The sequence below is a fragment of the Amycolatopsis sp. NBC_01286 genome, assembly GCF_035982555.1.
GTDB lineage: Bacteria > Actinomycetota > Actinomycetes > Mycobacteriales > Pseudonocardiaceae > Amycolatopsis.
Genome location: NZ_CP108428.1, coordinates 6,525,854 through 6,548,003 on the forward strand (window position 1 = coordinate 6,525,854; position 22,150 = coordinate 6,548,003).

A 22,150-nucleotide genomic window follows, 5' to 3' on the forward strand; every position below is an offset into this window, starting at 1 on the left:
GGGGATTTCTCGGCCGGCGGCTCGTCCGGCGCGTTGCTCAGTCCGGCTCGACCGGAGAGGTGCAGCTGCCGTCTGGCCTGCTGCACCTCTCCGGTCGAGCACCTCGCCGCGATGAGCCACGCTTCGCTTACCGATGCGGCGGGGCGCGCCGGCTCCCCGGCGCGCCCCCTGCGAGGTCAGGCGGGTTCGCCGAACCACCGGCGCAGCGCGGCGTCCAGTCCCGCGGTGCCGCCGTCTTCCCGGGCCCAGGCGATGTGCCCGTCCGGCCGGATCAGGACGCCGGTCAGGGCGGGTTCGGTCTTCGCGGTGAGCACCCCGACCCGATCGGCCCAGCCGCTCGCCGTCGCGCGCAGTTCGGCGGACTCGGCGAGGTCCAGCAGCAGCCCCCGGCCGTCCTGGAGGTGCTCGCCGAGGCGGGTGCCGTCGGCGAACGCGAAGTCGGGGGCGGCGCGCCCGGTGAGGTCGTGCTCGCCCTCGATCGGGTAGCGGTGCAGCACGCCGGAGAGCTTCTTGGCCAGGTAGGTCGCGCCGTCGCCGGTGTTCAGCAGGTCGGTGACGACGTGGCGCAGCGCCTGCGCCCGCGGGTCGGTGCGCATCAGCGCGATCTGCGCCCGCGTCCACTCGAGCACCCACTCACCGATCGGGTGTCGCTCGGTGGTGTAGCTGTCGAGCAGCCCGTCGGGTGCCGACCCGCGGATCGTCGCGGCCAGCTTCCAGCCGAGGTTGACCGCGTCGCCGACGCCGAGGTTGAGCCCCTGCCCGCCGAACGGCGAGTGCACGTGGGCCGCGTCGCCGGCCAGCAGGACCCGGCCGCGGCGGTAGGTGCTCGCCTGGCGCGCGTTGTCGGTGAAGCGCGTCGCCGTGTGCACCTTCGTGACACGAACGTCGACACCGGACACCCGCCGCAGGCTGTCTTCCAGCTCCTGCGCGGTGATCGGCGCGTCGCGGTCCTCGGGCGGCCCGTCGAACTCGACGGTCAGGATCCGGCCCGGCACCGGCCCGTGGACGTAGACGCCGTGGTCGGTGTGGTTCCAGCCGGTGCGGAGCGCGTCGGCGCCGGTCAGCTCGACCAGCGCCTGCCGCCCGGTGACGGCGGGGTCGGTGCCGGGGAAGTCGAACCCGGCCCCCTTGCGCACCAGGCTGCGGCCGCCGTCGCAGCCGACGAGCCAGCCCGCGCGGATCTCGTCGTCGCCGAGGTGGACGGTCACGCCGTCGTCGTCCGCCTCGAACCCGGTCACCGCGACCCCGCGGCGCACCTCGACGCCCAGGCCGGCGGCGCGCTCGGCGAGCAGCGCCTCGACCGCCTGCTGCCGCACCACGACCACCCCGGCCGCCGGGCCGACGTCGCGGAACGCCGGATCGTCGAAGTGGACGCCCGCCGAGCTCACCATGACCCCGGCGAAGTGCCCCACGGGCGGCACCGGCCTCGCGCCGCCGGCGCCGCGGCTCTTCAGGAACTCCTGCATCCGCGCGATGTCCTCCTGCACCAGCGCCTGGAGCGCGGGCAGCATGCCGCGGCGGTAGAACGCCTCGGCCGTCGGCAGGTTGATCGACCCCGCCTTGATCGTCTGGTCCGGTTCGGGCAGCCGTTCGGCGACGAGCACGTCGACGCCAGCCAACCGCAGTTCGCAGGCGAGCATCAAGCCCACCGGTCCGCCCCCGGAGATCACCACATCCCTGTTCATGCTTTTGATGATGCCGACAAACTTATACCGAGTCAAACTTTGTGCTCGGTCTATACTCTCGGTCCATGGCGGATCACGGACTGCGCGAGCGCAAGAAGCGGGCGACCCGGCAGCTCATCGCGGACATCGCGAGCGGCCTGTTCATCCAGCGCGGCTTCGAAGAGGTGACGGTCGCCGAGATCGCCGAGGCGGCCGGCGTCTCGAAGATGACGGTCTTCAACTACTTCCCGCGCAAGGAGGACCTGTTCCTGGACCGCCACGCCGACCGCATGGCCGACCTGGTCGCAGCGGTGCGCGCCCGGCCGTCGGGCACATCGGCGGCTGCCGCTTTGAGACATCACCAGCACGAACTGCTGGCCGCCGGCCACCCCCTGTCGGGCGCGATCCAGGGCGCGTCGGGCTTCTGGTGGGTCCTGCGCTCGAGCCCGGCGCTGATGACGAGGTTCCACGAGCAGGAGCGCGAGATCGCGGAAGCGCTGGCGGAGGTGCTGTCGGAGGAGACGGGCGAGCCCCTGCGAGCCCGCACGGTGGCAGCGCTGCTGACAACGGCGATCAGCACGATCTTCGCCAACGCGGTAAGCCGCCTGGTAGCGGGCGACAAGGAAGCCGAGGTCCGCCGCGACCAGGTGACGGTGATCGACCAGGCCTTCGACCTGGTGGAACACGGAGTGGGCGACTACCCGGGCTGAGTTCGCTGCCGCCATGCTGGAGCCTTTGCCTTCCACCCGGCCCGCGACCTGCGCCGCCGCCATCGACTCGGCGGCGGTTGGCGAGCACACGGGGGTTGCGCGGTCAAGCTGCGGCGGCGCGGTTCACCCGGCTGCCCGGACCAAGCGATCGAGCCGCGGGTTCGATGGCGGTGGGTGCGATCGGCGGCCGACCGGGCCCTGACCCCCGGTTGCCGCCCTCCGGTTGCTGTAGCGGCTCTCCCGGCAATCGTGTCGACTACTCCGGTCAGCATGGTGGCAGTTGCGGTCGGGGTGGGGGCCGTCGGCGGGCAACTCGGCCATTCGCGACCAGCCAACACGGCGACGGGAGTGTCAACGTGGCGCCGGGAGTGGTCGACACAGCGACCGGAAGGGCGGGCGCGGTGAGGTGCCGGGGCGGCCGACACGGCGCCGGGAGTGGCCACCATGGCGACGGGAGTGGCCAACGTGGCGACGGGAGTGGGCGACATGGCGACCGGAAGGGCGGGCACGGTGAGGTGAGCGGGGTGGCCGACACGGCGCCGGGAGTGGCCACCATGGCGACCGGAAGGGCCAACACGGCGACGGGAGTTGCCGACACGGCGACCGGAAGGGCCAACGTGGCAACCGGAATTCAGCGCAATGCGGCCTTCGCGCCTTTCGCGACCGCGTCTGCCACCGTGGCCAGGCCGGGTGAGTCGAGCTTCCACTGCTGCCAGTGCAGCGGGACGTCGAGTGGACGGTCCGGTGCCAGGTCCACCAGGGCCTCGCCGCGTGGGGCCGCCTGGATCTCCGGCACCATGCCCCAGCCCAGGCCCGCCGCTACCGCGTCCACAAAGGACTCCGATGCCGGGATGTGGTGGCGTACCAGCGTGAAGTTGCGGCGGCGGGTCAGCCCGCGGAGGAAGCGGTCCTGCAGGTCGTCCTTGCGGTCGAACACGATCACCGGGGCCGTCGGGAGCAGCTGCGGGAGCGGGCCGCCGGTCAGGCGGCGCTCGATGAACTCCGGGGACGCCATCGCGCGGTAGCGCATCCGGCCCAGCCGGCGGGATGTGCAACCCTGCACCGGCTGTGGCGCCGCCGTGACCGCGGCCATCACCAAGCCCTCGCGCAGCAGCGCCGCCGTGTGGTCCTGGTCCTCGCGCTGGAGGTCGAAGCAGATCCCGAGGTCCTCGGGCACGGCGGCGAGCGCGGGCAGGAACCACGTGGCCAGGGAGTCGGCGTTCACCGCGATCGTCAGCGTCCGCGTGCCCTCCTCGCCGAATCCCAGCTCGCCGAGCGCGTCCTGCTCCAGCTGGGCCAGCGACCGCGCGAACCGGACCACCACCTGGCCCGACTCGGTGAGCCGCACCGGTTTCGTCCGCAGCAGCAGGACGCGGCCGGTGCGCTGCTCCAGGGCCTTCACCCGCTGGCTCACCGCGGACGGCGTCACGTGCAGCACCGCCGCGGCGGCGTCGAAACTCTGCTCGTCGACGACGGCGAGCAGTGTCCTGACCTGGTCGAGCGGCAGATCCGACATCACGAGCGCTAATGTTACGTAAGAATCTTTAGCTGGAGTAATGCGGCCCTCGACCTTAACGTCGGTGACGTGCTCGCTCTCCTCCTGGCCGGGTTCGGCACCGGCCTGTCCCTCATCGTCGCCATCGGCTCCCAGAACGCCTTCCTGCTGCAGCAAGGGCTGCGCGGCGGCACCGTCGCGCCGCTGGTCGCCATCTGCGCGGTGTCCGACCTGGTCCTGATCGCCTTCGGTGTCAGCGGGATCGGCGTCGTCCTCGGCCGGTGGCCGACGGCGATCGGCGTGATCGCCGTCGGCGGCGGCTTGTTCCTGCTCGGGTACGGTGCTCTCGCCGCGCGGCGGGCGTTCCGGCCGTCGGTACTCAGTGTCGGCGACGAGCGCACGCCGCTGCGCAAGGCTGTCCTCGCGTGCCTCGGCTTCACCTGGCTCAACCCGCACGTGTACCTCGACACCGTGCTGCTGCTCGGCTCGGTCGCCGTCGCCCACGGCGACGGCCGCTGGCTGTTCGGCCTCGGGGCCTGCGTCGCGAGCGCCGTCTGGTTCAGCGCCCTGGGGTTCGGCGCCCGCCGCTTGGCCGGGGTGTTCGCCCGGCCGGCGGCGTGGCGGGTGCTGGACGTGCTCATCGCGGTGACGATGGCCGGCCTCGGTGTGTCGATGGTGCTGAGCCGCGTCTGATCACCCGCGTCCGGTCACCACAGCTGGCCGCGGTCTTCGGCCGGTGGACGTTCCAGTTCCAGCAGGAACGCCTTGCGCTTCAGACCGCCCGCGTACCCGGTGAGCTTGCCGTTCTTGCCGACGACGCGGTGGCACGCCACCAGGATGCTCAGCGGGTTGCGCCCGACCGCCGCGCCGACCTCGTGCGGCAGCCCGCCGACGGCCTTCGCGAGGTCGCCGTAGGTGGCTGTCCCGCCGTACGGGATCTGGTCGATCGCGGCCCAGACGTCCCGCTGGAACTGGTCGCCCTCGGCGCGCGTCGGCACGTCGAACTCCGTGCGCTGCCCGGCGAAGTACTCCTTCAGCTGCCGGGCGGCCTCCGGGAACGCCGTGTCGTCACGTTCGCCGAACGCCGTGCGGTCCGGGCGCGTCCAGTGGTGCGGGAAGTACAGGCCGGTGACGACGGTGCCGTCGTCGTCGCCGACCAGGGTCAGCTCGCCGATCGGCGAGTCGATGATCGCGTGTTTCACCAGTTCTCCCAACTGCTGCCGTCCGCCCGCGCGCCACGCAGGCCGGGCAGCGGACTCGCTCCGACGGCGGCCGTGACCACCGTCCGATGTGGACTCCACGACGTCGACGTCGTGAGCCGCCGGGCCATCCCGGCCCAGCCGGCCGGCGTCGCGCTGACGACCCAGACGTCCGGTTCGGGGGCCGCGAACCGCCGGGCTTGCCGCAGCCACGACGCCGCTGTTTCCGGCCACGTCACCGTCGCCAGGACCAGGCCGCCCCACGCCGCGGCGATTCGCGCGCCGTCGGCCCGCGACCCCGCGTCGGCCGCCGTGCCGAGCACGATGTGTCGCGCCCGCCCCACGAGACGCAGCACGGCGTCGAGTTCCGCGTCGGTCATGTCGCGTCGTGGAACACGAGACCGAGCGTGTGCCGCTGCCCCGAACCGACCGCTGACACGCCGTGCCGCACCGGTGCCGCCGACCAGCCGCGGGCCGAGCGGACCGGCCGGTCGCGCGTGGTGAACACCAGGCCGTGGCCCTGCGGGATGAGCGTCGCCGTGCCGCGGGACTGCGCCCGCGGACGTTGCTCGACCAGCAGGAACTCGCCGCCGGTGTGGTCGATGCCCGGATCGTTCAGGTTGATCACGACCTGCAGCGGGAACACCTTGTCCCCGTAGAGGTCCCGGTGCAACGCGTTCCAGCCGCCCTCCTGGTAACGCAACAGGATCGGCGTCGGCCGGGCCTGGCCCGCGTCGTGGCAGATCGCCAGCCACTCCTCGAGGGTGTCCGGCCACTCGGCTTCCCGGCCGAGCCGGGCGGCCCAGTCACGCGCGATCGGCAGCAGCCGCAGGTACAACGCCTGACGCAGCGCCCGGATCGGTTCCGGGAACGGCTCGGCGAAGTAGTGGTAGTCGCCGTGGTCCCCGAATCGGTACCGCCGCAGGTTCACCGTCGCCCGGAAGTGCTCCGGCTCGCCCCAGAGCGCGACGAGCTTCGCGCATTCCGCGGGCGTGAGCAGCTGCGGCAACAACGCACAGCCGTAGTCGTCGACCTCGGTGGCCACCGAGGCCCAGTCGGCCGAGGCGACGCGCTTCTCGAAAGTGCTCATACCTTGTAGACGCGCGGGCCGGGTGAAACGTGAGATCGGAACCGGCAGCTCAGGCCGCGGCTTCCAGGTCGAGCAGGACCCGCTTGGCCTCTTCGCCGCCGGCGTACTGGCCGTACGAGCCGTCGGAGCGGACGACGCGGTGGCAGGGGACCACCACCGGCAGCGGGTTGCGGGCGCACGCCGTGCCCACCGCGCGGACCGCCTTCGGGCTGCCCGCGGCCGTGGCGACCTGGGCGTAGCTCTCGGTGTGGCCGTAGCCGATCTCGGGCAGGTGCTCCAGGACCGAGAGCCGGAACCCGTGGGCCAGCCGGAAGTCCAGGGCCACGTCGAAGGTTTGCCGGCCACCGGTGAAGTACTCGTCGAGCTGGCGGGTGACGGCGTCGAGGCGGGCGGGGGCGCGCAGGATCCGGGGGCTGATGATGTCGGCCAGCTCGGCCAGCACGGCGTCGTGGTCTTGGCGGTCGAAGGCCACCTTGACCAGGCCCCGCTCGGTCGCGGCCAGCAGCAGCGGGCCGACCGGGGAGTCGAGGGTGCGGTAGGCGAGGTCCAGCAGGCCCTCGCGCTCGGCGGCGGCGGACAGCCGCTCGTGCATGTGGTGTGGCACGACTTCGTAGCCCGTCCCGGGGTACGTCATGAAGATGTCACTCATGAGTGCGCTCCTTCCAAGCTCACCGGATAGGTGACCCGCAGGGCTTTGACGCCGTCGGCGGCCGCCCGCCGGGCGGCGTCCGTGCTGCCCCCGATGATCTCCGCGATGTCGCGGTAGGGCAGCCCGGCCAGGTAGTGGTAGGCGACGGCGGCACGCTGCTTGTCCGGCAGCTTCGCCAGCGCGTTCCACAGGTCGCCGTCCCACTCCGCGGCCCGGCCGGGCCGATCCGGGACGTCGCCGACCGGGACCGGGCTGCGGGCCTGGGCGCGGGTGACGTCGACGGCCTTGCGGTGCGCGATCGTGACGAGCCACGCCTGGACGTTGGCGTCAGGCGGCAGGTCCGGGTACGCCTTGAGCGCCGAGAGGAAGGTTTCCGACCAGGCGTCTTCGGCGTCCGCCGGCCCGAGCACGGCCCGGCAGACCCGGAGGACCATCGGCCCGTGCTCGGCCACGACTTGCTCGAACGGTTTCACGATCACACCTAGTAGACGCGCCGGACGCGGGAAACGTGAGACCCGATCTTGTCACGCGTACGGGTACACCCAGTACCCGTCCCCGTCGAGGAGGTGGTTCGCGACGACGAACTGCCGGACACTCGCCAGCAGCGCCTGGTAGTCCGTGTCCGGCACCGGCTGGACCGCGTAGGACGGGCCCCGCTCGACGCCCGGCGCCGGCAGCGTCGCGCCGTCGTAGGTGGTGTCGAACGGGTAGACGGCACACGTGTTGACCAGCCCGTCCGGCCGGTTCGCGTAACCCGGGCCCCAGCGCTGGGCGCAGGCCTGCTCGGCGGTCGCGCGGTGGGCGGCCTGCGCCGCGGTGTCGTGGTGCAGCCGCGTGATCGGGTACGTCCGGCTCGCGCCGGTGCCCTGGTAGCCGGGGTTGCCCGGGACGAAGTGGCCCTGCCGGAGGCCGGGGTAGGTGGTCGGGAAGCCGGTCATCGCGGTCCGGACCAGCGCGGCCGACGCCGGGAAGCCGGACGTCGCCGCGTTGTCCAGGACGTAGAGCGGCTGGAAGCCGAACGCGCAGTCGCTGCCGGCCGCGTACGCCGGGTCCAGCAGACGGGCGACGTCGCAGCGCAGGTACGCGCTGTGCGCGCCGGTCACCAGTGTGGTGCGGCCGCCGGTGTCCTCGGCGACCAGGTGCCGCTCGCCGACGTACCAGGTGCGCTGCTCCGCCCGCACCGGCGGCGAGTCGGCGGGGGACGCGGGATCGGTGCCCTCCATGGTGAACACGCGCGTTTCGTCGGACTGCGCGCGCCAGTCGGCGACGCTCTTGAGGACCTGCGCGCTCGCGGTGTCGCAGTGCGCGGTGCCGGTGGTGTAGCGCGGGCCGCAGCTCATCGAGACGCCGAACTTCATCGCGTCGGTGACCACGCCGGACAGCGACCAGCCGACCATCCGCGTCGCGACTTCGAGACGCCGTTGCGCGGGCAGCAGGTTGCTGGTCGAGATGACCCGGGCCCACGCCTCGCCGATGACGGCGCAGCCCGCTTCCGGGCAGGCGTAACGCTGGTAGGCCATGTCCGTGATGGTGCAGCTGGCGAAGCGGTTCTTCGTCCAGTAGCCGTTCTTGACGTCCTTGCGGCATTCGTCGAACGTCACGGGCGCCGGGGTGTTCTGGTCGAGGCCGGACAGCTGCCGGGGTGCTTCCGCGGCGGCCACCGGGATCGCGCGGAAGACGCCGACCGCCCGATCCGGTGCCGCGGAGGCGGTCGCCGAAATGCTCGAGAAAAGGATGGTGGCAATTCCCAATGAACCGAAGAGCCGTGTTCTGAAAGGCATTACTCCCCATTCCGCGGATCCGGGCTGTCACGCTAGCGCGGCCCGATCAGTGGGGTCACTCCGACGAAGGAGTGAACGGAAAGTGTTGCCTCATCAACCAGTCACACGATCGAGGCGGTTCCGCTCACGACGGTGGCACCGAGTTCCGCGGAATTGTGCACCCGCGGTGACAGCCCGGCCGCGGCGAAGATTTCCCCGGCGACCGGAGCCTGCCGCTCGCTCGATTCGATCAGCAGCACGCCGCCCGGAGCGAGCCAGCCCGGAGCGCCCGCGGCGACCCGGCGGGCGAGGTCGAGCCCGTCCGCGCCGCCGTCGAGCGCGGTGAGCGGTTCGTGCAGCCGTGCCTCCGGCGGCATGGTCGCGACGGCGTCCGACGGCACGTACGGCACGTTCGCCAGGAGCACGTCGACGCGGCCGCGCAGGGAATCCGGCAGGGCGTCGTAGAGGTCGCCCAGGTACACCGCGCCGGGCACGTTGACGCGGGCGCATTCGACGGCCGCCGGTTCGACGTCGGCCGCGTGCAGCTCACCGGGGGTGACCAGCGAGGCGAACGCGGTCCCGAGCGCGCCGGACCCGCAGCACAGGTCGAGCACGACCGGGTCCGGCGGGGCCAGCGAGACGGCGACGTCGACCAGGAACTCCGTGCGGTGCCGCGGCACGAACACCCCGGGCGCCACCGTGATCCGCAGGCCGTGGAACTCCGCCCAGCCGAGCAGGTGTTCCAGCGGGAGGCCGGCGACCCGGCGTTCGACCAGCGACTCGAGCTCGGCAGACGTCGTCGCGGCGGCGAGGAGCAGGTCCGCTTCGTCCTCGGCGAACACGCACCCGGCGGCGCGCAGCTTCGAGACGACGTCGGCGTGGGAGGCGTGGGAGGTGTCGGGCACGGATCACCGTACCCGGGGATCAGGCCCGGACCTGCACCGCGTCGCCGACGCCGAGGCCGTCGAAGAACGCCGCCGAGTCGGCGTCGGACAGGTGCACGCAGCCGTGCGACGGCGCGTCCAGCGGCCCGGCGTGGAACGCGATGCCGCCGGCGGCGAAGAACACCGAGTTGGGCATGTTCGTCCCGTAGATGCTGCTGTGGTGGTCCCGGTCCTTCCAGACGACGTGGAACGACCCGGCCGGCGTCGCCTGGTCCGGTGGCCCGAACCCGGCCGGGACCGGGCCGCGCACCACCTGACCGTCGTGCAGCAGCCACGCCAGGTGCTGCGACAGGCTCACGCACGCGCCGGTCTTGACGTCGCAGGGCGGCGCGGGCGGCGGTGCCGGGGTGGGTGTGGGGGTCGGGGTCGCCGAGGTGGTCGGCGGGAGCGTCGACGGCTCCGCGATCAGGCTGGGCGTCGTCTCCCGCGGCGCGGCACAAGCCGCCGTGACCAGCAGGAACCCCAAGAGGGCCACCGCCCGCGTGCTGCGCATCCGTCGTCTCCTCGTGTCGTGCGTCCGCAGTTCAGTACGTCCGAGCGGGCCGAAAGGTTGAGCCGGGCGTGCAACGGGCGTGTCCCTGCGTGCAGCGCGGCTACCGCGGCGGGTACCCGGACGGTCAAGGTCGAACCATGACGAAGCTGAGCGCCGAGCAGATCGCCCGGCACGCCTACGACGCCGGGTTCCGCGGCCAGGGCCTGACCACCGCGGTCGCCGTCGCGCTGGCCGAGTCCGGCGGCCGCACGACCGCGCACAACGGCACCCCGCCGGACAACTCCTACGGCCTCTGGCAGATCAACATGCTGGGCGCGCTCGGCCCGGACCGGCGCCACCAGTACCACCTGAAGTCGAACGACGCGCTGTTCGACCCGGACACCAACGCGCGGGTCGCGAAGGACATCTCCAGCGACGGCAAGGACTTCACGCCCTGGTCGACGTACACGAACGGCGCCTACAAAGACCACCTGACCGCGGCGCGCAAGGCCGCCCAGGACGTCACGAAGCACCACGGCAAGCCGTCTCACGCGCAGTCCGGGAGCACGCAGAGTGGTGCGCTCCGGGTCGACGACACCGTGCTGCACGCCTACGTCAAGCGCACCCACGGCGTCTCCGACGCCCTCGGCGGCGCGGCCGGGCACCTGGGCGACGTCCGGGACATCGCCGGGGACAGCTTCGGCAAGATCGGCAAGGAGTCCGGGTTCGCCGACGCGCTCGCCGGCTTCGGGCTGGCGCTGCAGAAGCAGGTCAAGGGCGTCGGCACGCACGCCACCGGGCTGGCCACCGCCGCGCAGAAGGCCGCCAAGTCCTACCGCGACCACGAGACGGCCACCGCCGCCGCCCTCGACGAACACGCCCGACGGAGCTGACATGGACACGACCGCGCTCGCGCACTCGTTCGCGAAGGACCTCATCGCGCACCGCAACAAGCTCGCCGGGAAGGCGGAGGACGCCGTCCGCGCCGAGTACGCGCTCAACCGGGTGGCGTCGTCGCTGGACGACCAGCACGCCGCCTACCACAAGGAAAGCACCACCGTCCTGGGCCACTGGGACGGCCACGGCTCCGACGGCTTCAAGCACAACAGCGCGAAGCTGACGAAGGAGCTGAAGGTGACCGGCACCGCGGGGGCGGCGGCCGAGAAGATCGTCGCGCACATCGCGTCCACAGTGGACAGCGGGCACACGGCCGTGCAGCGGCTCGTCGACGAGTACACCACCAAGGCGAAACAGGTCCTCGACGCCGGCACCACCGCCGGGACGCAGGCCGCGCTGATGCGGGCCGTCGGGCACGCCGCCGACCTCGCGCCGCACTACACGCGGCAGTCGGCGTCGACCCTGCGGCACGTCGACGCCGAACTCAAGGCGGCGGCGAAGAAGCTGCGCGCGTTGCAGAAGGACCTGACGCACGACGGCGTCATGGACAAGGCCGTGGCGAAAACCGAGGCCACGCACGCCAAGAAGCCCCACGGTGGCGGCACGAGCAAGGCGTCCGCCAAGGGCAAGGACGTCGTCCACGCGGCGCGGATGCAGATGGGTGTCCGCGAGAACCCGCCGGGCAGCAACAAGAACCCGTACGGGCCGACCGCCGCGTGGTGCTCGTCGTTCGCGACGGCGATGTGGCGCAAGGCCGGGGTGAAGATCCCGATCCTGCCGTTCAGCGGCGACGTCTACCACTGGGGCCAGGAGAACGGGCACGCGTACGGCAAGAACTCGCTGCACGACGCGCGCCCGGGTGACGTGCTGATCTTCGGCACCGGCCCGCAGAACACGTCGACGAGCACGCACATCGGCATCGTCGAGAAGGTCGAGGGCGACAAGGTCACGATGATCGAGGGCAACTCCGGGGACGCGGTCCGCCGCAACACGCACACGCTCTCGTCGTCGACGTTCTACGGAGGGGTCCACCCGTGATCACCGGAAAAGCCGCCGATCGGACGGTCGCCGTCGAGGTCGCGCCCGGCGGCGCGCTGCAGGAGCTGACGCTGGAGGCGTCGGCGCTCCGCCTCGAGCCGGACGAACTGGCCCGCCGCATCCTGCTGCTCACCGCGGCGGCGTCGGCCCGCGCGACGGCGTCGCTGTGGCACACCCTGCCGGAAGGCGACCTGGACGCGCTCGGCCTGAGCGTTCCCGGGGAGCAGGCGGAAGAGACGACGCCCGAGAGCTGGCGAGCCCAGTGAGCGCCGAGCGCACGGCCGTGGAACTGGCCGACGACGCCTTCGCGACGCCCGACCCGGGCTACGGCGCCCGGCTGGCCCTGATCCGCGCCGCCGCGGCCGCCGACGGCGTCTCGCTGGCGGTGGACCTGCACGGATCCCTGGTGGACCTGCGGTTCGACCGGTGGGCGCTGAACCGCTCGCCGGGGGAGCTGGCGGCCGTGGTGAAGCGCCTGGCGGCCGAGGCCGCCGCCGACGCGCTGCGGCAGGGGCGCGAGGTGCTGGGCGAGCTGCTGCCGGAGTCCTCGCCTGCCGAGCGCGTGTGGGGGCCGGAAACGCATCCCGTCCGGCTGGCGCGGCTGGACCGGGAGGACGACGCGTTCGCCCCGGCGACCTGGGCCACCTGACGGTCGTGAGTGGTAATTCGGGTTAGAACCCTCATTACCACTCACGACGAGCCGCGGCAGGACGCTAGCGGGCGTCGTCGGTCAGGCGGGTGACGCGGTCGGCGAACCAGGCGTCGTCCGCGGGGGTCACCATCACCCACGGCTCGCCGCCGACGCTCTCCGGCGTCACGGCGTAGCGGCCCGCCGCCGTGTCGAACCAGGCCAGCACCGGGGTGCGGCCGGCCGGGCCGGTCGCGGCGAGCTGGCCCGCGGCGTAGCGCTCCGCCGTCACGAGTGTCGCGAGTGGACGGATCGCCCGGCCGGTGATCCCGGCCGCGCCCAAGGCCCGCTCGAACGCGTCGTACCCGGCCTGCGCGTACGCGTCCATCGCCGCCGCGTACGCCGCGCGCGGCAACCGGAGCTGCTCGCCGGGGCCCGGGGGCAGCGCACCGAGCATGCGCGTCACCGCCGGCACCAGGTCGGCGGCGCGCATCGGCTCCAGCACCAGGTCCCGCTCGTCCAGCACGGCCAGCACCCCGGCCGGGCCCCGGACGGCGGCCAGCAGCCGCCACGGCGCCTCACCGAGCACCAGCGCGTCCACGCTCAGCGCGGGCGCCCCGAGCAGCACGAACAGGTCCGCCAGCCCCGGGTCGACGGCGTCACCGTCGGTGAGACCGGCCTCGGTGAGCCCGGCGAAGACACGCACACCCAGGTCGTCGCGCTCGGCGTGGGTGGCGCCGTGCGCCGGCACGTCGAACGGGTACGGCGGCGGCCCGCCCGGCCCCAGGTCCTCCCAGAGGAGATCGAACTCCAGATGCGACAGGATCACTCCCGCCGCCGTCGCGGTGCGCCGCGCCATGGTCCCCCTTCCCGTGGGATGCGGCCGCCGTCGGGCACGATGGTGCCGATGGCCGAGCCGCACTCAGTCGACGTACCCGCGACCGGGTACCTCGTCGTCCGCGCTTCGGGCGCCGCGGCCGCCCGCGCGGCCATCCTCGGCGGCCCGGCCGCGCCCGAGAGCGTCCAGCTGCTGCTGCGCTGCCCGGTCCCGCGCGCCGTCGCCGAGTCCGGCGCGAAGCTGACGTTCGCCGACGCGACGCTGCACCTGCAGCCGTCCGGCGTCGTGATGCTGACGGTCGCGGCGGCGAAGCTGTCCATCTCGTTCGCCGAGCTGCGGCCGCTGATGTTCCGGCCCGTCGAGGTGGCCGCGCCGCTGCGGTCGCTGTTCGCCGGCGCGGTCGCGCACGTCCTGGCGGCGGGCCCGCGGCTGGACCCGCACGGCCTGGCCCACCACCTGCTCGGCCTCGCCGAGCTGGTGCTGCGAAGCGCGCTTCGCGTCGAGCTGGACCGCGTCGACGCGCTCGCCGCGCGAAGGCGCGAAGCGGTGGAGTACATGCGCGCCCACCTGGGCGAACAGTCGCTGAGCGCGGACCGGATCGCCGAAGCGCTGTACATCTCGCGACGGCGGCTGTACCAGCTGTTCGACGACGGCCAAGGCGTCTCGGAACGGTTGAAGGGGCTGCGGATCGAGCGGGCCAAGGTGCTGCTGGCCGACCCGGCGAAGGCGGGCCGCGGAATCGCGGAGATCGCGCGGGACTGCGGATTCATCAGCGCCCCGCACTTCTCGCGGACGTTCCGCCGCGCCACCGGGCGGACGCCGCGCGAGTTCCGGGAGCAGGCGCTGCGGGGCTGACGCATCAGCGTCTCGCACTTCTGGCGGCACCCGCGCGGGGTTCGGCCGGCGTCAGGTCGACGCCCGCGACCAGCGTCCCGGCCAGCCCCGCGACCTCCAGCCAGCCGCGTCCGCCGGGGGAGTGCAGGGTGAACACGGCCGCGCGCGGGCGGTCCGGGTCGAGCACGACGGCCTGCAGCTGCGCACCCGCCAGGCCGATCCGCTCGACGATCACCACCGGGTAACCGCGGCCGGTGCGGGCGCTGCTGACCTCGCGGATGCCCGGCGTCTTGTCGGCGACGAAGTGGCCGAGGTCCGCGGCGGCGGTCTCGTCGAGCGGGCCGTCGACCGCGACGACGCCGGCGATGAGCAGCGCGGGGTCGGCGTCGCGGTGCTCGACCAGCGCCAGCAGACCCGCGCGCTGCTCGTGGGCGATCTCGGCGGCCTGCACGGCGGCCGCTTCCAGGCCCAGGTCGCGGGCGGCGTCGGGGCCGCGCAGCCGCACCATCAGCGCGTGCAGCTCGGCGGTCGTGCGCTCGACCGAGGCCAGGCTCACCGGGCTGATCCCGGGTACGGCGGGCAGTTTCACCGGCCACCCAGTGCCGCGGTGAACGTGCCGACGGCGCCGGCGGGCGGCGTGACCGGCGCGACGGGCGTCCGCGCGACGGTGACGCCCAGATCGCGGCCGGCTTGGGAGAACGTGTCGAGATGTGTTGCCAGGCCACGGAAATCCGGTGCGCTGGGCAGTGGGGCGCCGTCGCCGAGGGACCGCAGCCGTTCGGCGACGCGGGCCGCTTCGGTGCGGTGGACGCGTTCGAGGTCGCGGGCCTGGTCCAGCAGGCGGTCGAGGTCCCGTTGCGCGGCCGTGAGCCGGCTGCGCGCCGCGGTCAGTTCGCCTTCCGCGCCGGGGGAGAACTGGACGGTCGTCTCGGCGCGTTCGACGTCGTCCTGGGCGTCGACGACTACGCGCCGGGCGGTGCCGGCCCGGTGGTCGAGATCCTCGGCCTGACGTCGGTGGGCCGCGAGGACACCGGCCCAGTCGTCGAGGACGGCGGCGGCCTTGCGGAGTGCTTCGGGCACGGCGGCGAGGCCCGCGCGGGTGCGCCCGGCGCGGTCGGCGAGGGCCTGCGCGGACCGGCCGGCCCACTCGGGGATCTCGCCGGGCGTGGGCGCGTCGCCGAGCTTCGCGGCGGCCGCGACGCAGCGGCGAGCCGCTTCGGCGACGGCGTCCGCGCTGCCGGGGACGGGGTCGAAGCCGAGACCCCGGAACTCAGCCATCGGCACGGCCGGAATCGCCGAAAACGGCCGGGCCGAAACGGTGGGCGCCGCCGGGGTCGGTGCGCCGGGTGGGGGTTTGGCCGAGGTTGTCGCTGAGGGTCTGGTCGGCGTCGGCCGGCTGGTGGGGCTGCGCGGTGGTCTGGCCTGGGTCGGTGGAGAGGCCCTGGTCGGGTTCGGCGGGCCAGTGCGGTTGTGTCGTGGTTTGGCCTGGGGCGGGGGTTTGATCGGCGTCGGCGGGCCAGTGCGGCTGTGCCGCGGTCTGGCTTGGGGCGGTGGCGGTGGGCTGGCCGGCGTCGGCAGGCTGGTGGGGCTGCGTTGTGGTCTGGCCGGGGTCGTCCGAGCCCGGCTGTGCGGTGATGCGGCCCAGTGCTTCCGCCGCGCTCGCGTCCGCGCCGCGGAAGGCCTTCGCCGCCGCGTGGACGCTGTCCGCCGTTGCCGCGTAGTCCGTTCCCACGGCTCGTATCCTTCCTGACCACTCGCCGGTCAGCGCGGTGAGTGCGGCCGCGACCGCCTGCGGGCCGAGGTCGCCGCTTGCCGTCGCCTCGACGTCGGCCGCGGCTGCCGCGAACTCGTCGGCCGTGTCCTCCAGGCGCACTGCAAGGGCGTCTAGGGCGGCCGGGTCGGCGTGGAACCCGGTCATTCGCCGAACACCGGGGGATAGGCCGGGGGCAGGTCGTCCAGCAGGTCGTAACCGTCGGCGTACTTGTCGCGGTGTTCCGTGTCGTCCTCACCCCGCGCGCCGCCCTGGCCGGGCGGGTACATGCCGTAGCCGCCCGCCGAGCCGCGGCCGCCGGTCGTGCCGGGGCCGAAGCCGGACGTTCCGGCGCCGAACCGGCCCGTGCCCGCCCGTTCGCCCTCGCCGAGCCCACCGGCGCCCGCACCGGCACCGGCACCGCTGCCCGTCATGCCCGGCATGCCCGCGAAGCCGGGGACCGAGCCGGAACCGGAGCCACCCGCGCCGATCACGCCGTCGAGACCGGAAAGCCCGGGCAGCCCGCCGATCCCGCCGGGTACAGACCCGGTGAGCGTGCCCGGCAGCACACCCGCGGTCGTCGTCGAGTCGTCCGGCAGGCCGCCGGAGCCGCGGTCCGGGCCGGGCGAAGGCGTAGGAGACGGCGACGGCGACGGCGTGGGTGAAGGCAAAGGCGAAGGCGTGGGCGCGGGAGGCACGCGGGGCGCCACCGGGTTCTCACCGTTCGCGCTCACCTGCGGTGCCGCGTCGAACGCCGGCGGCAGGCGGTGCCGGACCTCGTGGCTCGCCCCTTCGTACTGCTCCATCACGCGGACGGCTTCGGCCTTCGCGTCGTCGGCCTGCTTCTTCGTGGGGAGCTTGTCGTCCAGCAGGTCGTTCAGCATGTACGTGCCCTCGGGGCCGTCCAGCCGCTTGACCGCGTAGCCCTCCTGGAACCACCGCTCGGCCCAGTAGTGCACCGGCTCCGGCATCTTCCGCCGGGCCTCGCCGATCGCCGAGGTGTAGGTGTCGAGGCCGTCGCCGATGCTCCGGGCGTTCTCGCCCGCCGTCGCGGCCCAGCCGGTCAGCTTCTGGATCGAGTCCGCGGCCTGCGCCGCCGACGGTCCCCGCCACGACAACAGCAGCTTCTGCACCGTCGCGTGGACGTCGCCGGTGGCGGTGTCGACGCCCTTGGCGAGCTCGGCCCACCGGTGCGCCTGCTCACCGAGCTTCGGCGGGTCGGCCGACTGGACCATGTCCCACATCTCGCGGTGGTCGTAGCTGTCCCAGTTGATCCGCCCGAAGGCGTCCTCTTGCCGGTTCGCGATCTTCTCCCGGCGGACGCGCCGCGCCTTCGCCTTCTCGCGCTTCGTCGGCTCGTGGTTCGTCGAGTGGTAGTCAGGCATCCTGCGCCCCCGCGCTCGCCGCCAGCGTGGCGGCGGCTTCTTCGTCGTTACGGCGGTGCGAAGCGGCGACGGTGTCGAGCGCCTGCCGCAGCGAAGCCAGTTCGGTCAGGTAGGACAGCAACGCCGTCTGCACGCCACCGGCCTCGGCGCCCCCGCGCAGCCCGAACGACGCGCGCATCCAGTGCGAGACCGGCCCCTTGCCGTCGGCGAGCGGGGTACCCAGGTCCTGGGCGTTGCCGAGGTAGCGGGCGACCTCCTGGTACCGCTCGTCGAGGGCCTTCTGCGCGGCGGCGATCTCGGCGTAGTCCAGCGCGAGCACGTCACCGCCGTCGGCGACGAGCGTGGCCGAGCCGACGCCTTCCGGCTTCGCGACGGTCGAGGCCTTCTCCCGCGGTTCGTGCTGGTCCTGCTTCTCCTGCCGCTGCTGCGCGCGCAGCTGCCGCCGCGCGTCGGCCTCGTCGCGCACTGTCGCCATGGAGGTCCTTCCCTACGCCACCCAGGCGTCCATTTTGACCAATGGGCGGCCCGGAGACCAGCGACACCCCCACCGCTGCACAGGTGGACACGAACAGTGCACGAACCGGATAGGGCAGGATGTCCGAATGATCCGCCGCGCCCTGACCGCTGTGTTCGCCTCCGCCGCCGTACTCCTGCTGTGCACGCCGCCGGCGTCGGCCCACACCGAGCTGACGTCGAGCTCGCCCGCGGAAGGCGCGTCGCTGGCCGAGGCGCCGTCGCAGGTCCAGCTCACGTTCGAGGAGCCGGTCACGCTGCCGCCGGACGCCGTGAAGATCACCGGCCGCGACGGCACCGCCTGGCCGGTCAGCACCCCGGTGGCGGCCGGGAACGTCGTGACGGCGCCGGTGACGCCGGCCGGGCCCGCCCAGGCCTACACGCTGACCTGGAAGGTCATCGCGAAGGACGGCGACAACGTCACCGGCACTCTCCACTTCACCCTCACGGCCGCGGCTACCGCGGCGCCGGCGACACGCGCGGCGATCACCGAGGCCGCGCCCACCTCGCAGGCCCCCGTCGTCGGCGTGGACACCAGCAGTTTCCCCGGCTGGGTCTGGATCGTGGTCGCCGTCGTCGGCCTGCTCGCCGTGATCGTCGTCGGGCTGCGCTTCCTGCGCGGCGGCGGCCCGAAGGCCTAGTCCTGCGGCACCGTCACGACCCACCGTTCCGGACGCCGGCGCAGGTAGCCCCACCAGTACAGCGCCGCCACCAGCAGCACCCCGGCCGTGATGCCCAGGTCGAGGGCGCTCTGCTCGACCAGGATGTAGACCAGCGCGGCGACGGCGAGCACCGGCACGACCGGCCACGCCGGCATCCGCCACACGTGCGGCTTCCGGTGCGCGGCCCGGCGGGCGCCGAGCGCGGCGGCCGCGACGCTGAGGTAGAGCGCGACGACGGCGACCCCGGTGACGCCGTTGAGCGTGTCCACCGGCACGAAGCACAGGACGGCCTCGGACAGCCCGGTCACCAGCGTCGCCACCCACGGCGAGCCGTACCGGCGCCCGACCACGCTCATCACGCGGTTCACCGGCTCCGGCCAGGCCCGATCGCGGGCCGAGGCGAACAGCACCCGCGAGTTCTGGATGACCATGACGATCACGGCGTTCACGATCGCCGCCGCGATGCACAGGCTGATCGCGACGCCGACGCCCGAGTTGCTCCAGCTCGTGACGAGCGCGGTCAGGTCGAGCCCGGCGAGCGCCGCGGCGTCCGGCACGGCGAGGGTGATCGCGACGACCGGCACCAGGATGACCAGCGCGCTGACGCCGAGCGTCCAGAACACCGTCCGGACGACGGTCCGGCGCGGCTCCCGCATCTCCTCGGCGAGGTAGACGGCCGTGCTGAAGCCCTGCACGACGAACAACGCGACGGCGAGCCCGGCGATCACCGCGATCGGCCCGATCCCGCCGGTGCCGAGGCTCGGCTTGACCAGCACGGCCGGGCTCTGTGAGGTGTGCGTGAAGCCGAGCAGCGCTACGACGAAGATGGCGACCAGTTCGATGACCAGGAAGATCCCGGTGATCCAGGCGTTGGAACGCAGGTTGAGCAGACCCATCACGGTCGCCGCCAGCATCACGATCGCGCCGGCCACCGACGGGTCGATGGCGACGGCCGCGGCGAGGTAGTCCGCGACGCCGATGGCGATGATCGGCGGCACGACGAGGATGACGATCACCGACAGCATGAACGTCAGCCAGCCGGCGAACCGGTTCGCGACGGTGGTCACCATGGCGTATTCACCGCCCGCGCTCGGGACCAGGGTGCCCAGCTCGGAGTAGCAAAAGGCGACGCCGACGCAGAGCAGCACGGCGAGGGTGATGGTGAGCGCGGTGCCGGTGCCGAGGTCGCCGAACAGCGGGGGCACCAGGACGAACAGGGACGACGCCGGCGTCACGCAGCTGAGCGTGAGCAGCGTGCCGCCGCCGACACCGATGGAGCGGGTGAGCGAGCGGGGTCCGGCGGGGGTGGTGGCCGTCGCGGTGCTGGGCGGGACAGGGGTGCGGGGCATGGGCGTTCCCTCCGGCCGGGGCAAGGTGCGACGGATGGAACAGCACTGATTCGGTGTTGTCAACGCCAGAAATTCGACTGATTTCGTCGTTCAGGCGGTCGGCGGCCTTCGCATTTAGTGACCATCCGTGATCGAATCGCCGGGTTTGCCTCGCGTCGCCCGCGTCAGGGATGATCCCGGGCGTGAGCAGCCAGGACACCCCCAGTCGGCCGGCACCGCCGGTGCTCGACGACATCTCGCGGCAGATCATCGCGCAACTGCAGGAGGACGGCCGGCGCGCGTACGCGACCATCGGCAAGGCCGTCGGCCTGTCCGAGGCCGCGGTGCGCCAGCGGGTGCAGCGGCTGTCCGACTCCGGCGTCATCCAGATCGTCGCCGTCTCGGATCCGTTGCAGGTCGGGCTGTTCCGGCAAGCGATGATCGCGATCACCGTCGACGGTCCGCTCGAGCCGGTCGGCGACGCGCTGGCCGAGATGGACGAAATCGCGTACGTGATCCTCTGCGCCGGACGCTACGACGTGCTCTGCGAAGCCGTCTGCGCCGACGACGAAGCCCTGCTCGAGCTGATCTCGACGCGCATCCGCGCACTGCCGGGCGTCCGGCACGCGGAGGCGATGGTCTACCTCAAGCTGCGGAAACAGACCTACCAGTGGGGCACTCGCTGACCGTGACGACTGAATCCGAAGGCAAGATCGCACCTTCAGTCGATAATTAGTTGTTGATGATGGTGACGGCGACCGGATCGCTTGCGCAACGTCGATGGCGCGTGCGATAACCGAGCCATGACCACAACCGCCGACCCGGCCGCCACCGTCGACGCCGCGGCCCTCGCCCAGTCCGCTCGCAGCAACCTCTGGATGCACTTCACCCGCCACTCCGCCTACGACACCACCGACGTCCCGGTGATCGTGCGCGGCGAAGGCGCCTACATCTGGGACGCCCGCGGGAAGCGGTACCTGGACGGGCTCGCCGGGCTGTTCGCGGTCCAGGTCGGCCACGGCCGCGAGGAGCTCGCCGAAGCCGCCGCGCGCCAGACGAAGCAGCTCGCGTACTTCCCGCTCTGGGGTCACGCGCACCCGTCGGCGATCGAGCTGGCCGAGCGGCTGGCCGCCGCGTCGCCCGGCGATCTCAACCGCGTGTTCTTCACCGTGAGCGGCGGCGAGTCGGTCGAGACGGCGTGGAAGCTGGCCAAGCAGTACTTCAAGCTCGTCGGGAAACCCACCAAGCACAAGGTGATCAGCCGCGCGCTGGCCTACCACGGCACCTCGCAGGGCGCGCTGTCGATCACCGGCATCCCCGGCGCGAAGGCCGACTTCGAGCCGCTGGTGCCGAGCACGATGCGCGTGCCCAACACGAACTTCTACCGCGCCACCGAGCACGCCGACGACTACGCCGCCTACGGCCGCTGGGCCGCCGACCAGATCGAGCAGGCGATCGAGTTCGAGGGCGCGGACACCGTCGCCGCCGTCTTCCTCGAGCCGGTGCAGAACACCGGCGGCTGCTTCGTCCCGCCGCCCGGCTACTTCGAGCGCGTCCGCGAAATCTGCGACAAGCACGACGTCCTGCTGGTGTCGGACGAGGTGATCTGCGCGTTCGGCCGGGTCGGGTACGACTTCGCCGCCAAGCGCTACGGCTACCAGCCGGACATCATCACGACGGCGAAGGGCCTGACGTCCGGGTACGCGCCGCTGGGCGCGGTGCTCGCGAGCGAGCGGCTGATGGACCCGTTCACCCGCGGCGCCACGACGTTCATGCACGGCTCGACCTACGGCGGGCACCCGGTGTCGTGCGCGGTGGCGCTGGCCAACCTCGACCTGATGGAGCGCGAGGACCTCTACGGCCACGTGCTGGCCAACGAGTCCGCGTTCCGGTCCACTTTGGACAAGCTGACCGACCTGCCGATCGTCGGCGACGTCCGCGGCGCGGGGTTCTTCTACGGCATCGAGCTGGTCAAGGACAAGGCGACCAAGGAGACGTTCAGCGCAGCCGAGTCGGAGCGCGTGCTGCGCGGTTTCCTGTCGGACGCGTTGTTCGAGGCCGGGTTGTACTGCCGCGCCGACGACCGCGCCGAGCCGGTCGTGCAGCTGTCGCCGCCGCTGATCTGCGACCAGCACCAGTTCGACGAGATGGAGCAGATCCTGCGCGACACCCTGACCCAGGCCTGGAAGCTGCTCTAGCCGCCGCCGGAAAAGTCGTGTTCGTGCGAGCCGGTTAGCCCGGACGGGCAACGAGGCGGGCCGCCGGCCGCCCGGCTGGGTACCGTGGATCGCAGG

27 protein-coding genes are annotated in these 22,150 nt (G+C 72.7%); 10 read left to right on the forward strand and 17 right to left on the reverse strand.

Going from position 1 to position 22,150, the window contains the following annotated elements:
* Positions 1-176 precede the first annotated feature (176 nt).
* Positions 177-1,685, reverse strand: a complete 1,509-nt coding sequence (locus tag OG570_RS30845; RefSeq protein WP_326952613.1) for an FAD-dependent oxidoreductase — start codon at positions 1,683-1,685, stop codon at positions 177-179.
* A 65-nt stretch (positions 1,686-1,750) separates the two neighbouring features.
* Between OG570_RS30845 and OG570_RS30850 the strand changes: the two genes are divergently transcribed.
* Positions 1,751-2,374, forward strand: a complete 624-nt coding sequence (locus OG570_RS30850; protein ID WP_326950488.1) for a TetR/AcrR family transcriptional regulator — start codon at positions 1,751-1,753, stop codon at positions 2,372-2,374.
* Positions 2,375-3,005: 631 nt separating this feature from the next.
* Here the strand turns inward: OG570_RS30850 and OG570_RS30855 are convergent.
* Positions 3,006-3,890, reverse strand: a complete 885-nt coding sequence (locus OG570_RS30855) for a LysR family transcriptional regulator ArgP (protein WP_442788336.1) — start codon at positions 3,888-3,890, stop codon at positions 3,006-3,008.
* Between the two features lie 69 nt (positions 3,891-3,959).
* Here OG570_RS30855 and OG570_RS30860 point away from each other — a divergent pair, with 69 nt between their 5' ends.
* On the forward strand, positions 3,960-4,562 hold the full coding sequence (locus OG570_RS30860; protein WP_326952615.1) for a LysE/ArgO family amino acid transporter: 603 nt from the start codon (positions 3,960-3,962) through the stop codon (positions 4,560-4,562).
* Between the two features lie 14 nt (positions 4,563-4,576).
* Here the strand turns inward: OG570_RS30860 and OG570_RS30865 are convergent, their stop codons facing one another.
* The 8 genes from OG570_RS30865 to OG570_RS30900 all read right to left on the reverse strand — a co-directional run bounded on the left by OG570_RS30865 (position 4,577) and on the right by OG570_RS30900 (position 10,004).
* On the reverse strand, positions 4,577-5,056 hold the full coding sequence (locus OG570_RS30865) for a methylated-DNA--[protein]-cysteine S-methyltransferase (RefSeq protein ID WP_442788337.1): 480 nt from the start codon (positions 5,054-5,056) through the stop codon (positions 4,577-4,579).
* Between the two features lie 11 nt (positions 5,057-5,067).
* Positions 5,068-5,448 carry a hypothetical protein gene (locus OG570_RS30870; RefSeq protein ID WP_326952617.1) on the reverse strand — a complete coding sequence of 127 codons (381 nt, stop codon included), beginning with the start codon at positions 5,446-5,448 and terminating at the stop codon, positions 5,068-5,070.
* Entirely contained in the window at positions 5,445-6,158 is a 714-nt protein-coding gene (locus OG570_RS30875; protein WP_326952618.1) for a 2OG-Fe(II) oxygenase, read from the reverse strand. The genes OG570_RS30870 and OG570_RS30875 overlap by 4 nt, the downstream gene beginning before the upstream one ends.
* A gap of 49 nt (positions 6,159-6,207) precedes the next feature.
* Positions 6,208-6,807, reverse strand: coding sequence for a methylated-DNA--[protein]-cysteine S-methyltransferase (locus OG570_RS30880; protein ID WP_326950482.1), 600 nt, complete (start codon positions 6,805-6,807; stop codon positions 6,208-6,210).
* Positions 6,804-7,286 carry an RNA polymerase sigma factor gene (locus OG570_RS30885; protein WP_326952619.1) on the reverse strand — a complete coding sequence of 161 codons (483 nt, stop codon included), beginning with the start codon at positions 7,284-7,286 and terminating at the stop codon, positions 6,804-6,806. The genes OG570_RS30880 and OG570_RS30885 overlap by 4 nt, the downstream gene beginning before the upstream one ends.
* A 45-nt stretch (positions 7,287-7,331) precedes the next feature.
* Entirely contained in the window at positions 7,332-8,588 is a 1,257-nt protein-coding gene (locus tag OG570_RS30890; protein ID WP_326952620.1) for a transporter, read from the reverse strand.
* Between the two features lie 101 nt (positions 8,589-8,689).
* Positions 8,690-9,472 (reverse strand): putative protein N(5)-glutamine methyltransferase, encoded by a 783-nt coding sequence (locus OG570_RS30895; RefSeq protein ID WP_326952621.1) that lies wholly within the window; start codon positions 9,470-9,472, stop codon positions 8,690-8,692.
* Positions 9,473-9,491: 19 nt separating this feature from the next.
* Entirely contained in the window at positions 9,492-10,004 is a 513-nt protein-coding gene (locus tag OG570_RS30900; protein ID WP_326952622.1) for a L,D-transpeptidase, read from the reverse strand.
* A gap of 137 nt (positions 10,005-10,141) precedes the next feature.
* Between OG570_RS30900 and OG570_RS30905 the strand changes: the two genes are divergently transcribed.
* Genes OG570_RS30905 through OG570_RS30920 form a run of 4 tightly spaced genes read left to right on the forward strand, consistent with a single transcriptional unit; the run spans position 10,142 to position 12,567 of the window.
* Positions 10,142-10,876: a transglycosylase SLT domain-containing protein gene (locus OG570_RS30905; protein ID WP_326950477.1), complete on the forward strand. Its 735-nt coding sequence runs from the start codon at positions 10,142-10,144 to the stop codon at positions 10,874-10,876.
* A 1-nt stretch (position 10,877) separates the two neighbouring features.
* A complete protein-coding gene (locus tag OG570_RS30910; protein WP_326950476.1) occupies positions 10,878-11,918 on the forward strand; it encodes a CHAP domain-containing protein in 1,041 nt (346 codons plus the stop codon).
* A complete protein-coding gene (locus OG570_RS30915) occupies positions 11,915-12,184 on the forward strand; it encodes a YbaB/EbfC family DNA-binding protein (RefSeq protein WP_326952623.1) in 270 nt (89 codons plus the stop codon). Before OG570_RS30910 ends, OG570_RS30915 begins: the two co-directional genes overlap by 4 nt.
* On the forward strand, positions 12,181-12,567 hold the full coding sequence (locus OG570_RS30920) for a hypothetical protein (protein ID WP_326952624.1): 387 nt from the start codon (positions 12,181-12,183) through the stop codon (positions 12,565-12,567). Before OG570_RS30915 ends, OG570_RS30920 begins: the two co-directional genes overlap by 4 nt.
* A gap of 64 nt (positions 12,568-12,631) precedes the next feature.
* On the opposite strand, the gene OG570_RS30925 is transcribed toward OG570_RS30920, so the two are convergent.
* A complete protein-coding gene (locus OG570_RS30925; RefSeq protein ID WP_326952625.1) occupies positions 12,632-13,405 on the reverse strand; it encodes an ESX secretion-associated protein EspG in 774 nt (257 codons plus the stop codon).
* Between the two features lie 48 nt (positions 13,406-13,453).
* On the opposite strand from OG570_RS30925, the gene OG570_RS30930 reads away from it, so the two are divergent.
* Positions 13,454-14,239 (forward strand): helix-turn-helix transcriptional regulator, encoded by a 786-nt coding sequence (locus OG570_RS30930; RefSeq protein WP_326950472.1) that lies wholly within the window; start codon positions 13,454-13,456, stop codon positions 14,237-14,239.
* A gap of 4 nt (positions 14,240-14,243) precedes the next feature.
* Here the strand turns inward: OG570_RS30930 and OG570_RS30935 are convergent, their stop codons facing one another.
* From OG570_RS30935 to OG570_RS30955, 5 genes are read right to left on the reverse strand one after another with little or no spacing between them, the layout of a single operon-like run.
* The gene (locus tag OG570_RS30935; RefSeq protein ID WP_326952627.1) at positions 14,244-14,807 is read right to left on the reverse strand and encodes a hypothetical protein; all 564 of its coding nucleotides are present in this window, start codon (positions 14,805-14,807) and stop codon (positions 14,244-14,246) included.
* Positions 14,804-15,496 (reverse strand): hypothetical protein, encoded by a 693-nt coding sequence (locus OG570_RS30940; RefSeq protein ID WP_326952628.1) that lies wholly within the window; start codon positions 15,494-15,496, stop codon positions 14,804-14,806. Before OG570_RS30940 ends, OG570_RS30935 begins: the two co-directional genes overlap by 4 nt.
* Positions 15,489-16,136, reverse strand: coding sequence for a hypothetical protein (locus tag OG570_RS30945; RefSeq protein WP_326952630.1), 648 nt, complete (start codon positions 16,134-16,136; stop codon positions 15,489-15,491). The genes OG570_RS30940 and OG570_RS30945 overlap by 8 nt, the downstream gene beginning before the upstream one ends.
* Complete coding sequence (locus OG570_RS30950; RefSeq protein WP_326952631.1) at positions 16,133-17,353, reverse strand: WXG100 family type VII secretion target; 1,221 nt, start codon at positions 17,351-17,353, stop codon at positions 16,133-16,135. The genes OG570_RS30945 and OG570_RS30950 overlap by 4 nt, the downstream gene beginning before the upstream one ends.
* Positions 17,346-17,828, reverse strand: coding sequence for a hypothetical protein (locus OG570_RS30955; RefSeq protein ID WP_326950467.1), 483 nt, complete (start codon positions 17,826-17,828; stop codon positions 17,346-17,348). Before OG570_RS30955 ends, OG570_RS30950 begins: the two co-directional genes overlap by 8 nt.
* 127 nt (positions 17,829-17,955) lie before the next feature.
* Here OG570_RS30955 and OG570_RS30960 point away from each other — a divergent pair, with 127 nt between their 5' ends.
* A complete protein-coding gene (locus OG570_RS30960; RefSeq protein WP_326952632.1) occupies positions 17,956-18,507 on the forward strand; it encodes a copper resistance CopC family protein in 552 nt (183 codons plus the stop codon).
* Here OG570_RS30960 and OG570_RS30965 read toward each other — a convergent pair.
* Positions 18,504-19,877 carry an APC family permease gene (locus OG570_RS30965; protein ID WP_326952633.1) on the reverse strand — a complete coding sequence of 458 codons (1,374 nt, stop codon included), beginning with the start codon at positions 19,875-19,877 and terminating at the stop codon, positions 18,504-18,506. The two genes, OG570_RS30960 and OG570_RS30965, sit on opposite strands and share 4 nt — an antisense overlap.
* A gap of 170 nt (positions 19,878-20,047) precedes the next feature.
* Here OG570_RS30965 and OG570_RS30970 point away from each other — a divergent pair, with 170 nt between their 5' ends.
* Positions 20,048-20,542, forward strand: coding sequence for an Lrp/AsnC family transcriptional regulator (locus OG570_RS30970; RefSeq protein WP_326950464.1), 495 nt, complete (start codon positions 20,048-20,050; stop codon positions 20,540-20,542).
* Between the two features lie 117 nt (positions 20,543-20,659).
* Positions 20,660-22,054 (forward strand): aspartate aminotransferase family protein, encoded by a 1,395-nt coding sequence (locus OG570_RS30975; protein WP_326952634.1) that lies wholly within the window; start codon positions 20,660-20,662, stop codon positions 22,052-22,054.
* Positions 22,055-22,150: the final 96 nt, after the last annotated feature.

Excerpts from the sequence above, each read along its gene's own strand:
- OG570_RS30890 (WP_326952620.1), bottom strand. The coding sequence starts at position 8,588 with ATGCCTTTCAGAACACGGCTCTTCGGTTCATTGGGAATTGCCACCATC.
- OG570_RS30880 (WP_326950482.1), bottom strand. The coding sequence starts at position 6,807 with ATGAGTGACATCTTCATGACGTACCCCGGGACGGGCTACGAAGTCGTG.
- OG570_RS30955 (WP_326950467.1), bottom strand. The coding sequence starts at position 17,828 with ATGGCGACAGTGCGCGACGAGGCCGACGCGCGGCGGCAGCTGCGCGCG.
- OG570_RS30925 (WP_326952625.1), bottom strand. The coding sequence starts at position 13,405 with ATGGCGCGGCGCACCGCGACGGCGGCGGGAGTGATCCTGTCGCATCTG.
- OG570_RS30940 (WP_326952628.1), bottom strand. The coding sequence starts at position 15,496 with ATGGCTGAGTTCCGGGGTCTCGGCTTCGACCCCGTCCCCGGCAGCGCG.
- OG570_RS30855 (WP_442788336.1), bottom strand. The coding sequence starts at position 3,890 with ATGTCGGATCTGCCGCTCGACCAGGTCAGGACACTGCTCGCCGTCGTC.
- OG570_RS30850 (WP_326950488.1), top strand. The coding sequence starts at position 1,751 with ATGGCGGATCACGGACTGCGCGAGCGCAAGAAGCGGGCGACCCGGCAG.
- OG570_RS30930 (WP_326950472.1), top strand. The coding sequence starts at position 13,454 with ATGGCCGAGCCGCACTCAGTCGACGTACCCGCGACCGGGTACCTCGTC.
- OG570_RS30910 (WP_326950476.1), top strand. The coding sequence starts at position 10,878 with ATGGACACGACCGCGCTCGCGCACTCGTTCGCGAAGGACCTCATCGCG.
- OG570_RS30845 (WP_326952613.1), bottom strand. The coding sequence starts at position 1,685 with ATGAACAGGGATGTGGTGATCTCCGGGGGCGGACCGGTGGGCTTGATG.
- OG570_RS30950 (WP_326952631.1), bottom strand. The coding sequence starts at position 17,353 with ATGCCTGACTACCACTCGACGAACCACGAGCCGACGAAGCGCGAGAAG.
- OG570_RS30870 (WP_326952617.1), bottom strand. The coding sequence starts at position 5,448 with ATGACCGACGCGGAACTCGACGCCGTGCTGCGTCTCGTGGGGCGGGCG.
- OG570_RS30875 (WP_326952618.1), bottom strand. The coding sequence starts at position 6,158 with ATGAGCACTTTCGAGAAGCGCGTCGCCTCGGCCGACTGGGCCTCGGTG.
- OG570_RS30975 (WP_326952634.1), top strand. The coding sequence starts at position 20,660 with ATGACCACAACCGCCGACCCGGCCGCCACCGTCGACGCCGCGGCCCTC.
- OG570_RS30905 (WP_326950477.1), top strand. The coding sequence starts at position 10,142 with ATGACGAAGCTGAGCGCCGAGCAGATCGCCCGGCACGCCTACGACGCC.
- OG570_RS30945 (WP_326952630.1), bottom strand. The coding sequence starts at position 16,136 with ATGACCGGGTTCCACGCCGACCCGGCCGCCCTAGACGCCCTTGCAGTG.
- OG570_RS30960 (WP_326952632.1), top strand. The coding sequence starts at position 17,956 with ATGATCCGCCGCGCCCTGACCGCTGTGTTCGCCTCCGCCGCCGTACTC.
- OG570_RS30900 (WP_326952622.1), bottom strand. The coding sequence starts at position 10,004 with ATGCGCAGCACGCGGGCGGTGGCCCTCTTGGGGTTCCTGCTGGTCACG.
- OG570_RS30970 (WP_326950464.1), top strand. The coding sequence starts at position 20,048 with ATGATCCCGGGCGTGAGCAGCCAGGACACCCCCAGTCGGCCGGCACCG.
- OG570_RS30965 (WP_326952633.1), bottom strand. The coding sequence starts at position 19,877 with ATGCCCCGCACCCCTGTCCCGCCCAGCACCGCGACGGCCACCACCCCC.